Source organism: Ruegeria sp. AO1 (genome assembly GCF_056535985.1).
Window position 1 is genome coordinate 656,074 of the sequence record NZ_JBQFJC010000001.1, and the last position, 13,937, is coordinate 670,010.

At 52.6% G+C, this 13,937-nt stretch carries 12 protein-coding genes; 7 read left to right on the forward strand and 5 right to left on the reverse strand.

The window, feature by feature from the left end; translation table 11 throughout:
• The first annotated feature begins 415 nt into the window (after window positions 1-415).
• From ACR3FB_RS03195 to ACR3FB_RS03210, 4 genes are all read left to right on the forward strand, one after another.
• A complete protein-coding gene (locus ACR3FB_RS03195) occupies window positions 416-817 on the forward strand; it encodes a hypothetical protein (RefSeq protein ID WP_480564030.1) in 402 nt (133 codons plus the stop codon).
• 687 nt (window positions 818-1,504) lie between these two features.
• Window positions 1,505-1,771, forward strand: coding sequence for a TetR/AcrR family transcriptional regulator (locus tag ACR3FB_RS03200; protein WP_480564032.1), 267 nt, complete (start codon window positions 1,505-1,507; stop codon window positions 1,769-1,771).
• A 39-nt stretch (window positions 1,772-1,810) separates the two neighbouring features.
• On the forward strand, window positions 1,811-2,080 hold the full coding sequence (locus ACR3FB_RS03205; RefSeq protein ID WP_480564033.1) for a hypothetical protein: 270 nt from the start codon (window positions 1,811-1,813) through the stop codon (window positions 2,078-2,080).
• Between the two features lie 1,195 nt (window positions 2,081-3,275).
• On the forward strand, window positions 3,276-4,199 hold the full coding sequence (locus tag ACR3FB_RS03210) for a hypothetical protein (protein ID WP_480564035.1): 924 nt from the start codon (window positions 3,276-3,278) through the stop codon (window positions 4,197-4,199).
• A 386-nt stretch (window positions 4,200-4,585) separates the two neighbouring features.
• Here ACR3FB_RS03210 and ACR3FB_RS03215 read toward each other — a convergent pair whose 3' ends face one another.
• The 5 genes from ACR3FB_RS03215 to ACR3FB_RS03235 form a co-directional block, all read right to left on the reverse strand.
• Complete coding sequence (locus tag ACR3FB_RS03215; RefSeq protein WP_480564037.1) at window positions 4,586-5,830, reverse strand: AAA family ATPase; 1,245 nt, start codon at window positions 5,828-5,830, stop codon at window positions 4,586-4,588.
• 1 nt (window position 5,831) lies between these two features.
• Window positions 5,832-6,473 (reverse strand): peptide chain release factor H, encoded by a 642-nt coding sequence (gene prfH, locus ACR3FB_RS03220; protein WP_480564039.1) that lies wholly within the window; start codon window positions 6,471-6,473, stop codon window positions 5,832-5,834.
• Window positions 6,470-7,603 carry an RNA ligase RtcB family protein gene (locus ACR3FB_RS03225; RefSeq protein WP_480564041.1) on the reverse strand — a complete coding sequence of 378 codons (1,134 nt, stop codon included), beginning with the start codon at window positions 7,601-7,603 and terminating at the stop codon, window positions 6,470-6,472. The genes prfH and ACR3FB_RS03225 overlap by 4 nt, the downstream gene beginning before the upstream one ends.
• Before the next feature lie 332 nt (window positions 7,604-7,935).
• Window positions 7,936-8,739 carry a metallophosphoesterase gene (locus ACR3FB_RS03230; protein ID WP_480564043.1) on the reverse strand — a complete coding sequence of 268 codons (804 nt, stop codon included), beginning with the start codon at window positions 8,737-8,739 and terminating at the stop codon, window positions 7,936-7,938.
• A 50-nt stretch (window positions 8,740-8,789) separates the two neighbouring features.
• Window positions 8,790-9,356 carry a metallophosphoesterase gene (locus ACR3FB_RS03235; protein ID WP_155148022.1) on the reverse strand — a complete coding sequence of 189 codons (567 nt, stop codon included), beginning with the start codon at window positions 9,354-9,356 and terminating at the stop codon, window positions 8,790-8,792.
• Window positions 9,357-10,034: 678 nt separating this feature from the next.
• Here ACR3FB_RS03235 and ACR3FB_RS03240 point away from each other — a divergent pair.
• Genes ACR3FB_RS03240 through ACR3FB_RS03250 form a run of 3 tightly spaced genes read left to right on the forward strand, consistent with a single transcriptional unit; the run spans window position 10,035 to window position 13,919 of the window.
• The gene (locus tag ACR3FB_RS03240) at window positions 10,035-10,832 is read left to right on the forward strand and encodes a PDDEXK family nuclease (RefSeq protein ID WP_480564045.1); all 798 of its coding nucleotides are present in this window, start codon (window positions 10,035-10,037) and stop codon (window positions 10,830-10,832) included.
• The gene (locus ACR3FB_RS03245) at window positions 10,832-13,009 is read left to right on the forward strand and encodes a hypothetical protein (RefSeq protein WP_480564047.1); all 2,178 of its coding nucleotides are present in this window, start codon (window positions 10,832-10,834) and stop codon (window positions 13,007-13,009) included. Before ACR3FB_RS03240 ends, ACR3FB_RS03245 begins: the two co-directional genes overlap by 1 nt.
• Window positions 13,002-13,919 carry a TniB family NTP-binding protein gene (locus tag ACR3FB_RS03250; protein WP_480564049.1) on the forward strand — a complete coding sequence of 306 codons (918 nt, stop codon included), beginning with the start codon at window positions 13,002-13,004 and terminating at the stop codon, window positions 13,917-13,919. Before ACR3FB_RS03245 ends, ACR3FB_RS03250 begins: the two co-directional genes overlap by 8 nt.
• Window positions 13,920-13,937: the final 18 nt, after the last annotated feature.

Genomic DNA, 13,937 nt, shown 5'->3' on the forward strand with positions numbered 1-13,937 from the left:
ACTGAAGTCGATGACGCGGTGCTAGACGCCACCCTCCGGCTCAGGGTTCGGATAAATGAACCTCTGCCAAAGGCGGGGGAGGTGCGCCGCCAATTCACCTTGCCTAGTCACGGTAAGCCATACCAAACCCCGCGCGTCACTCTCTTGAAAGAGATTGAATGGCAAACCCATACTTCTATTTGCAATGGCTTGAGGTTTCGAGCCGTTGTGCGCGAGAGTATCGCAGCCTCTGCCTCACGCTAATTCAGACAGTAAATTGATCTCGGATCACACATTAGTGGCTGCTCGTCTCAAAAAAGTTGCTACTGGGATCATATTGGCTGAGACAAGCCCACATTCTTGAAGCTGTGGTTGCGAGAGGAAGTGATAGTTATAAGCTACCAGCCCAAAACAAAATCAACTTAAGGATGAGAAAATGAAGCAAAATTTGACTGCTCTGGGTCTCTTTGTTGCCCTCACTTCCGTCGTCAATGCCGAGGGCACAAGGCACATAAAGATGCATATTGAAAACAATACATCAGCTCTTCTGGTCAATCCCACCTCGAACCACAACGAAGTCAATATTAAAGGTGTGCAACCGTATATCGAACCTCATGGGTCTGGTGAAATAGAGTTTCAATACAAGGATACAGCCAACAAAGCGAAAATGAACGTCACATATCAGATCTATGATGACGCCCCTCAGGCCGTAGAGTTCAAATATGAAGCAAGTTTTGATGGCGAACACATCAGCCATTCGTGCAGTGTCGAGGCACCTTTCCCATCATCGTATAGTGACTGCAATCACAAAGATGTTCACTACTATTTGAACCAATAGCGTCCTGGCCTTGGCCAGAAAAGACCAAAAAGCGCCTAGTTTCAGGCTCCATCGATCTTAGAATTCGCTCCCGTTGTGACGGGGGTAGGTAGAAGAGACTTACCGCATTGTCCTGTTCCGGATTTGTCGCAAACGTTTTGAACGGCCAGTGCTTGCAAACTACCGGACAAACCTATTCTGCGAACTCGGCAAACAGACGAAAGACCGACCTGGTCCTATTGGAGAATTGCTGCTTTCGGATCATGTTGGCAACCTCACCGCCGTACAGAGAAGCGGATGCGGATCTGAACGACTCGCACCCGTAGATGTGCCGTATGCAACGTAAGATGACCTACGATCCTGTTCGATCAAGTTGTTCGAGTACTTGGACTCAACCGTTTGGATTTTTAGCTAAGTAGCCAAACAGATGAAGGATTTTTTCACTTTACGAAGTCCCGCAGAATTAACTCTACTTTGTCTACAGCGATCTTTTCTAAAATTTCATTGGAAGACAGCGGTTAGTAAAGAGCGTGGCTACCGCTGGATCGTTCCTTCGCTCAAACAGCACGAAATCAGGGGTGTTTCCGGCTTTGTCGACGGCCCGAAAAAGGTACATCCTTGTAAGTTTCCGTTCCTTCGATTCTATTGCGGGAATGCCCGCTTGTTCCAGAACGATCGTTCTGGTGTGCATTAAATATGCCACGTACGATGTCATTCACATCCGAACAACTCGCCGATCGCGCGCTCCAGCATTTCTGGGTCAACGGTTTCCATGCCTCATCAATGGATGATCTGGTGAAAGCAACAGGGGTCAGCCGACACGGAGTCTATAGTAGTTTTGGTGGCAAGAAGGCTTTGTTTCTGGCTTGCTTTGACAGGTATCAGAGCAGTATTGTGACCCCCGCTTTTGAGGAAGTTGAAGACCCCGATGCGACCTTGCAAAACGTATCAGACTACTTTGAACGGCAAATCTGATTGGGGGAAAGCTTAGGCCTGCCCGGACCGGGATGTTTTGTGGCCAATTCGGCAACGGAAGTTGCACCGAGCGATCCCGATGTGATGGCAGAGGTCACCCGACACAATGACCGGCTACGCCAAGGGTTTGCGGTAGCACTCAAAAACGCCGCCCCTCACATTGAACCGCAAGTAATCCATGACCTTGCCGACGTAGTGGTCATTTTTACCCATGGACTTTGGACAAAGTCGCGGGGTGTCAGCGACGGCGATGTTCTGCGCAAAGCTGTCCAGAGCTTGCTCTCCCTCACAAAGGAAACTCTAAAATGAACACAATCACCGAATTCCCAGAATTGACACGCCGTTTGGGACCACTCTCCTTTGCACTAATTGCCAATTTTCTCTGGATTAATGCCTCAGAGGTTTTTCGCTATTTATTTCTAGTGATGCCCATGATGCGCGAGGCGTTCCCCATGATGCCGGGCATTTACTATCGACGCCGCTGCGACGGCGCTTGGAATGAGCGTAAGTACACTTGGTCGGCGCCTCCGAGAAGAAAACTGCAGCTACGGTCAATTGGCTGGGAAAATACGTGCAAAAGAGGCGGATCGCTACCTCTTGGAAACCGGAAAGATACTATAGCATCCTCTCACAATACGCTGCCGATTCATGTATGACGGTAGTGGCCAAGTCTCTGCAAAGAAGCGGCACACCACCAGCGTCTCGGGGCCACTCAAATCGCCCCAACTACTCTCTAGGTATGCTCTACGGTGCCTCGGAGGCTGCCAATTTTTGTGTTCCTTAGGCTTTCAGCGATGGAATACTAAGAGATGGGTGCAGAAACGATTCAAATCCCAGCAAAACATAATTTCTTGAAAAACATTTGTTTGAGGCTAATGCCCTAATGCGCAATTACTAAGCGTCTTTGAGACAATCAATCTGCCAATTGAGACGTCTGGAAATCGCCAAATCATCGACCCTTGTGCGATTTTAGCGCTTGGACTGGAGCCGTGCTAAATCACTATGGGACGTTTCCAGTACATTGGTTCAAAAGGGGGTAGCGATGGAGATGACTGCGGTGGGCAGGCAGGTTGTGTTTAGCATGCGCAGTGCAAGAGACTGGGGTTTTTTCAATTTGGTCCTATGTAATCTGCATGACTCTAGGACGCTCTCAACTGAGCTTCGTGCCTGTCTTGCGTTTTTGTTTTGTCCGTCACAAGTACGAAATAATGTATGCGCTCTAGACGGCCATCTATTCCAACGAGGTGCTAGCGTAAAAGGCGTCCAAACTTGTCCCGTCTATGTTACTGCTTCAAAGCCGGCGTAACAATAGGCTCGTGATTATAGCACGCGCCCTGTCGCCTGAAGGCGCACCTAGGTTTTTGTAGCTGCAAGGCGGGTAGGAACGGGGATGGTCTACCTCAGATGGAATAGGCCGATGCAACCTTCAATGAGCGCCTTTCTAGGCAACACGTTGCGATGCCCGAGGTGTTTCCAACTAAACGAGGTTCGAGGAGATTTTCACATGTCAACTACACTCACGGACAAAAACAAGAAATCCGTTTTTGCGGACATTCCTAAGAAGGGATATCGCACTAAATTCTGGCGCGAGTACCGCTCGTCTGCAGCTAAGGCTAGCGGCGTTGGTAAGATAATGGATGCAATGGAAAACCTCGGCCTTCCGGCCTCAGGTGATTCCACGAAAGTCAGAGAATACGACAATCTGCCCGAGATCGTTCAGGCGTTTTCCAGTTTGTCGAACGCGATGCTCAAGGCGGAAGGCAAATGCGGTATACTGCAAAGCCAGACCAAGGAGTTCTGTAAAGCCTATCGCGCGCATATCCGTAAGCAGGAAGCGGTCGCCACAAAGCTGGCGCAGAACATCGAAAAGCTGAAGCAGAAGGATGTGGCCAATGAAATGGCCAATGAGAAGGCCAACAAAAAGTCAAAAGAGACTTACGCTAAGTTCAAAAAGGACAAAGAAAACAAGGACGCGATCGTCCGCAAGGAAATCCAGTCCGTCGGCATCCGCGCCGATCGCATCTCGGCGGCATGCAAACAAATCATCAAGGATGTGAAAGCGGCGCAACAAGAGCAGGATAAGATTCGCACTGTCTGGAAAACCCACCACAAGAAGGAAGGCGTGGACCGGGCTCAAATTGAGACAAAGGCAGATGCCGCACTGCGCGCGGTGAGCAAGAAATACAACATCACCACCCATGGAAAAAACATAAAAGGCGCGCTGCCGAAGCTTCTCAGAGAACTAACAAACACGTATGGGCAGTTTGGAAAACTTGACGGCGTGAAAAAAGAGCGGATGGCGGCGGGCAAGGCGATCGCACACGCGCGAGGCAATTTCACAGCCGCGCAGGATGACATGAAGTTCTTCGTCGTGCAGCACCAAAGCGCGCTCGAAGAGTTGCAGGCGGCGCGCCCAGAGGGAGTTTAGCCCCGGCTGGGTTGTTCTCAGTAATGTGGAAAATTACCACTTTTGTGAGAGATTTCCGCGCAATCTAGTCAATTCTTACGTGTGCTACGGGAGGCGGGTTTATGGGTTCGCCTCTTCGGGAAATTTCGCCAAGTGCGGTATGCTTTGCGGCGCCGCCAGAGCTTTCGATATTTGCCATCAGCCAAAGCGACTCTGCAAGATCTAGAAATAAAACGAACCATCAAATTGGCTAAGTGCGGCCGGGCGCGCCTTGTTTGCCTTATCGAGCGGCAAACGCAAAACCTAGAGCGGTGCATATCGGCTGCGGAAGTATGTTGGTAGGTTTGATTTGGAGTGGGGTACAATCTAGCCAGGCGGGCGCGAGATATCCGGGCGCCCATGCTTTTTCATTCGGCGGCTATATCTTGCATGCGGTCTTCTAGCCCCGACGCATGCGCAGCCACCATTGGGTCGGCGCTGTTGGCCAAAAGCCAACCCTGAATCTGGGCAGGGCTGTGTTGTTGACCTCCTAACCGCTGTTCGAACACCCCGGCCAAAACGCGTTCACCGGGGAAAAAGCGCTCATACAGTCGGCGGGCTGTTGGTGCACCCACCAATCCAAGCTCGGTGTGCACATCGGCGCGGCCCGGACGGATCAAGGCCGGGTCCAACCTTTCTTTGTGGTTTGTGGTCATGACCAGCGCACGCCCTTCCTGAGCGGCCACACCATCGATGGCGTTGAGCAAGCCCGAGAAGCTGACGCCCGAGCGTTTCTCACCACCTTCGCGCTGCGTAAACACGGCGTCCACATCCTCGATTGCGATCAGCGACCCCTTGGGGGCACACATCATCGCTTCACGCAGATCATCATCCGTCAGCGTGACGCGCCCGATATCCAGCGACGCGATATCCAATGACAGGTCTGACGCCAGCGCGCGAATGAGGCTCGACTTGCCCGTGCCCGGAGGGCCGTAAAACAGATACCCTCGCCGCCACGGAACACCACGTTCCGCGTACCAATCGCTGGCCCCATAGAACCAACGCATGTCCTCCAGCACTTTCTCGATGCGATCGTCATCCACCAGTACTGTATTGACGGAACGGCGCGGGACATCACCGACATGATCCCACCAGTCCCCTTTCAGAATATGAAGGCCAGGGCCGATACGGTCCCTGGTTTGGGAAAGCGTACGTCCCTCAGCTATCCAGCCCAATATCGTTTCGACCTTTCCGAACAGGACGGTGACATTCAACACCTCCATCGGGCGCTGGTTGTGTGATGCGCCCACTTTTGACTTTTCATTGATGTCGCGCTCCAGACGGCAGAGCTTTCCGCGCCAGAAAAACCAGTGCCGCCCTGGAGCAGGTGCATAGCCCTTTGTTCCCCGAGCCCATTTGCCATCCGTCATACGCACATGACGCGAATGGGACAGGACGTTGTTCTGCTCCATCCAGATACAGAAATGGCGATAGGCCGCGCTTCTGTTGTCGAGCGTTAGGCTGACCCAAACGCGCCGAACAATCACACCGTACATGGCCATAAACGCAATGCGCAGAAAGGCCGCCGCGACCCCGAAGGCCCCGAGCGCCAAGCCGCCCGCGAAAAAATCGCTGGTCAGGGCGCTGGTCAGGAATTGATCAAATGCTTCCATCTTAGCCCCCTTTCACTTCGCGAAAGTCGTGACCTTTGAAACGCCGCACCGGATTGCCGCGTTCGAGCGCATGGTGCAGCTCATTGCGGCTTGCATTTTGTGCGGCTTCTTCCGCAGTGGCTTGCGCGGCCATCAGATGCTGAAGACGTTCCAATGCCAGCGCCTTGTTGCGGTGTTGCGACCGTTCTTCGCGCGCCACCGCTGCAAGCCCGGTTTGCCTGAGCGTCGCCCGCACTGCGCTATCGGTCGTGTTCTGGTGCTGCCCGCCAGGTCCGCCCGCCCGGAAGGTTGCAAAAGTGACGTCGCTCGCTTGAATACGTTCGGGTGTTCGTGCGAGTTTGGGCAAGTCGAACACCCCAATGAACCAATTGGTCCGTTTGTGCGTCGGACGCAGATTGCTTTGTGCCCGCCACTGGATCGTACCGCGCCAATTCTTGGCAAAGGCCTCGGCATCGGCGCCGCTGATCAGAACCACTGCAGATTTATAGCCAAGTTTTGTTCGAACCCCACTGGTATCGAAGTCCACGGCGAGGAGCTCGGCCTCTTCGCGCATGACATCCAGCACTCCGGCGACGGCTTGCTGGCATTCCGCCGGACCTCTGCCGCTCGTAACCAGAAGTGAGATATGTCGGGATGCAGTCATGACCGCCTCCCGTCACGCGTTTTCTTGAAGGTCAGGAGCGGATGGAACTTCGCCACATAATGCGCAGCACCTGTTCGCTCCAGATCTTCGGCGACAGATTTGGCCGATTTATAGGCCAAGGGCGCTTCTTCAATCAGAAGGTCGCGATCTTCACACAGAATACGGCCACCGAAGGATGTACGCAGCATGGCCAGGATGTCAGATTTCTTCGCTCGTACACGACCATGCATCGAGGATCGGTCGTAGCGTCGCCCGGCACCATGAGCGAGGCTGCCTAGCACGTCGTCATGACCGGTCGGAGCCATCAGGTAGCTGGCACTGGCCCGCGACCCGGCAAGCGGAACAAGTCCCTGCTCAGCGACTGCCGCGCCTTTGCGGTGCAGCCAGCCATCGCTATGTCGCGCAAGCAAGTTATGTGGTGCATTGACCAGCAGTTTCAGATCCGCCCGCAAGGCCTCCGCCGCGCGCTCAGCGATGATCTGGCGGTTCAGGCTGGCCCAGCGAACGGCCCGGTCATGATCCTGCAGGTAGGCCAACGCGGTGTCACTTTCGGGATCAAGACCCGCGAAGGCACCATCCGGCACCGAACCAAGAACCGCATTGCCAAATCCGCGCGATCCGGAATGAACCAGCAGATACAGGCGTGATGCATCGAGGCCGGTGCCGTCATCGACCTCGGCCAAAGTTTGCAACTCGCAAAAATGATTGCCACCGCCCACAGTGCCCAGAGATGTGGCAAACAGGTCGGTCGGCAGGCCAGCATCTTCCAGTCGCCAGCGCTGATCTTCAAATGCAGGCTCTCCAAGAACACGCATCCGGCGCAGCACTTTCTCCAGTTTCAGCTTTCGCACAGGCAGATCAAGCTGGAACAGCGACATGCCGCAGCCGATGTCGTTACCGATCAGCTGCGGAAAAATACGGTCCGCCAGAACGGCACATCCCACCGGCCCGTATTTGCCCGGATGCAAATCGGGAAAGGCCGCGATTTTTTGCACGCCGATCCAGCCGGCGATTTCTTCGAGTTGCGCTTCGGCCCATCCTTCAATCCAGGCCGCAGATGTATAGAATTTCGTGATGACGCCGTCGCTGGACACAGCTGACGCGCGACCATCCAAGACAGAATTGCCCATAAGATAGTACCCAATAAACGTATATAGATGTGCCAGCTACGAGCCGGCGAACTGGATCAAACCTGATCTGATTTCAGTTTAGGTGTTGATCGGCCCCGAAAGGGCGAAATGACGAATAAGCATGTATGTCCCTTTCCTTGTTGGGGGTTACGATTTGGGTCCGATGGACCAATTGGAGAACGTCGGATAAGCGGGATTGTTGATTCCCTCAACAGTTTTGAACTTGGTTGACCGCAAGTCGTGTCCAAACAGCAACACGACTGTGGCTCTATGGTTACCACCAAGCTTCTCTGCAAAGCATGTACAATTGATACGTTTGGCGATCGAATGGGTCAAACTGCCATCAAACCCGAAGGATCAAATGCTGTTCTCTCTCCTGGATAACCTCTTTGGTTGGAAACAAAGCGCATCGATCCATGATCGCCTTTTCCCACCCAGCAAAATTGCTCATGGCTGTGCCCACATATCCAGGTGTGGACTTTGAGCTTTCGCACTTCATCCCACAAATCACTTGCAAAACCGTTGCTCAGCAAACGCTCCGGGTTGCTTTGGTGGGTGCGCCAAGGCGTGAGTAGCTCCCGTACTGGCAAGTGATGTGTCATTACAACCGTTGGGCCAGAATGAGGCCGGTGCAGCGCTTCAAACAGCGCAACTTTGTCGGTTCTATGACGTTCCAGCATGTCCTCAACTGTAAACCTTGTATCAGGCGCGGTTCGTATTTCTCGATAGTCCTGAAGGTATGCAGACAGCATAATCTGCGTTTGCGTGTCCGATCCTGGAAACAGCTGGAGATCAGTCCAAAGTGTAGCTCCGATGATACGAACACCAGCAATTTCCGTTACCGCACCATGTAGGACCCGAATATCGAGGCCTTCTGCGCAAAGATCAGTTAGCTGTCGCTCTTCGTCGGCCAGTAGTTCCGACCAGATTGACCCATAAGGTTCATGATTTCCCCAAATGGTAACAACCGGGCACCCGTATTTGCGCGCGGCCCGAGCCGGGATATCCAAGTGGCGTCCCATCGTGTTGGTATCGCCTGCGATCAACACTCCGTCTATCGGAGAGGCTAGGTCGGGTAGCTCAAAACCATCCCAGAACTCGTCATGCAAATCGCTCCATACCAAGAATTGCGCCACATTTTTACTCCAAAATTACCAGGCTGTTTCGTAGTGGTTGACGAACCGAACTAGAGTAGGGAAGACCTTGGCTCAACATCAGACCAGTGTTTATTAACAGGCAACGACTTCGCCCGTTTTGCAATTTGCCGAAATGAAACCGGCGTGAAGTCCCACACATCGACGCCAACATTGACGGCGTTCCTTGCTCCTTTCCAGTTGTTATGAACATGACCAAAAAGATGAAGCGCTTGGCGCCTTGCATGGTTCCAAGTCATCATTGGATAGTGGCAAAGTGTATGAGCCTGGTTTTGAGGCCCATCTTTGACCTCGACCAAATAATGTATGCTGTCCCACGGCAGTTCTAAAGTAGGACTGAGGTCATGGTTCCCAACAACAAGGTGCTTTTTCGCTCCGGGCAGCTGGCTGAAAACACCCGCCAAATATGGTGCCTCTTTCGCTTTTGGACCAAAGGCAAAATCACCAATTATCCATAGTTCGTCATCCGGCTTCACGACCTTCCACATGTTTTCGATGAGGAGGGCATCCATTTCGGCTGCCGACCGGAATGGACGATCACAATGAGCGATTACATTCTCATGCGAGAAATGCGTATCTGCAGTGTACCAATTGGCCATTTTCCGGCTCCCGAATTTCTCACCACCTTTGTCGATTTAGCTGAGGCAGTAAATCCCAATTGAGCTATTCGGACCAATGATCATCTCGTTACGTGAAATCACGTAACATATTGAATCTATTATTAACTTAAGAAGATTTTTGAGGTAATATAGTACCCATATGGGTATTAATTGGGCCTGATTGGGGATTGCAACGAGACCGCAAAAGATTCATTGTGATGGTACATCGTATAGGAAAGTGGACGTCAATCCATGCAATGTGAAATGTGTGCTGAAGAGATAAAATTTCGCCTCAAGACTGAAGCTGGAATGTCCCTTGCTCAATTCGCAGATTCCATAAATCGACACCCATCGACCGTCAGCATGGTTATCCATCGCAGGCGGACTAGTAGTCCGATTATGGCAAAGATTTTCGAAACATTGGAAGCCGTACGCTCTGTGCCGAAACAGCCCTCCAACGACCAAGAGGACGCAGCATGATCTAGCCACCAAAAACCATCAGCCAGAGGTAAGTGCTGAATGAACAAAGGCCCGGATGCTTTCGCAACCAGACCCCTGTCGTGACTGACTACATTCATCCCACCTCACAATTTGAAAGTCAACAGACTCGCGCAAGCGGCTGATCACTTGCGCTCAAAAATCCGACGCGGTCGTGTTCGGAAACAGGGATGCTTTGCTATGAATATGCTACTCGATCACGCGGTGATGGTGATCGCATCGACTCCACCTATCGATTTGTCAGGGTTGCCGGGGGCGTTCCAGCGCGCCTTTGGGCCTACAGAGCCATTTCCAGATGATTTTGGCCCTATTGAAATGCTGGACGTTACACCGCTCCCGTATCGTGGCAACCGTCCAATCAATGTACGATCTCGTGGGTCATGCAGGATCCTCGCGATTCTTGTAGATCTGGAAACAGGACAACCAAGGCGCTACGGACTGGATAGCCAACTTGAATTTCATCACCTAGCTCTGACGCTTGTAAATCCTTCGGTCGTGCAAGTCCGTGAACAGGTTGGCCCGCTGCCTTTCATTGACGAGGACGGAAAGGTTGCCAAGCATTTCATTGACCTGGTGATCCAAAATCGGGACGGCCGCCGCATCGCTGTCGCGGTTAAACCAACGGAGCGGCTGGCGTCAGGTCGTTTCATTAGGGAGCTTGAGTGCCTCAGAGAAAGCATTGTTCCCAAGATTGCAGATGAACTTCGTCTTGTTACCGAACACTGCATTTCACGCGTCCAAGCCTTCAACGCGATCATGTATCAGCGTTTTGCCCTCTGCCCCGATCATGACGTCGATGCACGATTGGCCGAAGTCTTGGAAAGCGTCCATGGAGAAATCTCGATTTGTGACCTGACGCGTCTATGCCGTGCAGGAGGTCGCGGGTTTCGGTGCATCGTCCGAGGCATGTATGAAGGAGTGCTAGCAAAGGTCAGCCCCGGTCGCATTAACTTCTTCACGATGGTGAGGGCAGTTTGATGACCCAAAAATTCCATTTCAACACCGTTGACCTCTACTGTTGGGGCGGCGTCTCGTACCAGTTCATGATGAGCGACGAAAAATTCGCTTACATGAAGCGCGCTGATGGTTCCGATGCCATTGAACGCTTCTCCTGGCCAGATATCCACGAAGCCGTGGCGAGCAAGGAATGGGACATCAAGCGTCGACCCGCAAACATCATCGAAGCGACTTATTCGCAAGATCCCTACATGTTCGTTTGGGAGTTGCCGGATACTCAAAGAACACTGGTGCTGAACCGATGGTTCATCGTGAGCGCTGTCGAGAAGCTCTACGCGCAAAAGAAACTCAAGTTTACCCCAAAGAGTGTCCAAGAAAATGAGGGCATTCTGTTCAAGGAAGCAAGCATTGCGCGTCGCGCATTCGAGGGAGAATTTGGCAAACAGTACTTCAGTTCAAAAACCGAAAAGGTTCCGCCCTGGCCAAACGCCTGCACTATTTTGCTTTGGAAACGTAAGTATCGGAACTCAGGTCGCCGGATTGAGGCACTTGTGGACCGCCGCGGAAAATTCTCATCAATCGACATCGATCAGGAGAGCTTTGCGTTCATCAATGCAAGGCTCCGGAAGTACCTCAATGATCAGGAATACTCTGGAAACGGGGTCATTCGTGAAACCCTGATGGATATCGAAAGAGAGAACGAGCGACGACTGGCCACTGGTGAACCGAAGATACAAACACGATGTAGATCCGTTCTGCATGAGTGGCTTCAGAAATTCGGCCCCTTTGCCATCAAGGCGGGGCGAGACGGACTGACCGCAGCCAAACACGAGTATGGAGGCATAGGAAAGACAGAGCGCGCAACGCGTCCCGGTGAATGCTTTCAAATTGACGAATGGGAGGTAGATGCTCGCACGTTCATGATGGCTGGACCATTGCGTGAAGGTCTAGACAAGAAGACCCTTGCAGCTTTACCGCGTGGACGACGTTGGATGTACATCGTCATTGACGTGGCCACACGGTATATCGTTGGCTTTGCTCTGTCCGCGTCCCAAACCCCAGAGGCTGCCGTACGCGCCTTGCGGATGGCGACGCAGAATAAGGATCATCTTGCGAAAGCGGCTGGTGCCAAGAACGGCTGGGCTGGCATGCAATTTGAAAGCCTGCAGTCCGACACCGGCTCAGCGTTCTTTTCCGAGTTCACGCAACGCGCCGTCAACACAGCTTTTGCGACTTACTTCTATCCGACGCTTGGCGAACCTCAACTACGCGGGATTATTGAACGGGTGTTTGGCACCTTTACCGACTGTGCCATGCCTTTGATCCCGGCGCGGACCTTTAGCAACCCGCAGGAGCGAGGCGACTACAAGACTGAGGACCGGGTTACGCTAACGGATGATCAACTGGCATTGATTTTTATCCGATACATCGTCGACGTATATCATCAGTCCAGCCATTTCGGCCTGTTTGACGAGACGCCACAAAACGCGCTCAATCGCCTTGTCGGGACGGTAGGCAAGCCACCTGACTTACCAAAACACATCCGTCGACATGCCTTTGGTATTAGGATCGAACGCACACTTACACGGCGAGGTGTTCGAGTTCTTGGTATTGATTTCAACAGCGAGGAAATCGTTGAAGCACGCAAACAATATGGCAGCCCTAAGTGCCCCGTTTATGTTGACCCAGACTCGCTTGGAGCGATCAGCGTCTATGTCAAAGGAAAATGGATCGAGGTTCCAAACAGCATTGAAAACTTCGATGGCATCTCTGTCGTCGAATGGAACGCAGTCGGTGCGATCCTAAGGCAGCGTTACGCCGCCGAGGCCAAGGTAAACTTCTCCGTCATTTTGGCAGCTCTCAACAACATCAGATCACGCGTGACGGATCAGCAAAAGATTGTAGGCACGTTGCCGCAGGCGCCAACTTCAGCAGATTTCAATCGACTTGCGAACAATCTGTGGCATGGCCTGTCGATCTTCGATGATACTGTTGACCAATTAGATGGGCTTCCGAGCGCTGACGACGGGTTGGGTTTCATAATAGGCGAGCCAGCACCCGGCATCGAAAAAGACGTTGCCGCAGAGAAAGCCACCCCGACTTACGTTGATGACACGCCAATAGCGGAGCCCGACGCTGGGGATAGCGGTGTCGATTACGACACTGATTGGTGGCAGGGGGACGACGACGATGTCTGATCATGTTTCCACTATGACCAATGCCGGTCCACTATTCATAGACAGCCGCGACGCCAAACGGATCAGGGAGCGGATTACAGAGACGTACGAGGACTTTGTAATGGCAACCAGATCCGGCCGACGTTTCGAGGCGCGCGGGATTGCCATTCTGGGTCTGACCGGAACCGGAAAATCTGAGGGAACTATGCAGGCACTAGAGGCGCTCGGGATGGCCGAAACCAACGCAGGGGACCCAGAAAGACCATTTCTGAAACTCGACCTTGGAGCGAGAGCGACATTGAAATCGCTCAGCGCGGCGCTGTTAGAAGAGCTCGGTTGGCCGGCCCGCCAGAAAGATAGCGCCGAAGCCATGCTGCGCTCGAGCCGCAATTACATGGCTAAGCTTAACACCAAGATTTTGGTGATCGACGAAATCCAACACATCAGATCGACGGGAAAACAAGATCGAGAGGATCTGCAGGACTTTCTCAAATCACTGGTAAAGCCGCGCGTTGGTCAGATCATTCCAATCCTGATTGGCATGCCCGAATTTAACGATGTCCTCGCATCAGACGGTCAGTTGGATCGACGTTACAGAAAGGTCAGAATGTCGAGTTTTGACCCGGCGTCAGACCTCGCGCGGACGATACGAGTATTGAAGATAGTAGCTGAAAATACCGGTATCGCCTTGGGTGCCAGCGTCATGACCCAGAACTTCGCAGCACGTCTCATGCACGCAGGTATGTATGCCTTTGGCGAAATCTGCGTCTGGTGTCAGCGTGCCGCATCAAAAGCATATCGGAGCGATGCAGATGAGCTTGTCATCGCACATTTCCAAGACTGCTACCGAGAAGAAGAAGACTGCGTTCCCGCACTCAATCCGTTTATCGCCGACGACTTCGAAACCATAAAAATCAAACCCCAAGAATAGCTGTCGCACAAGACGGCC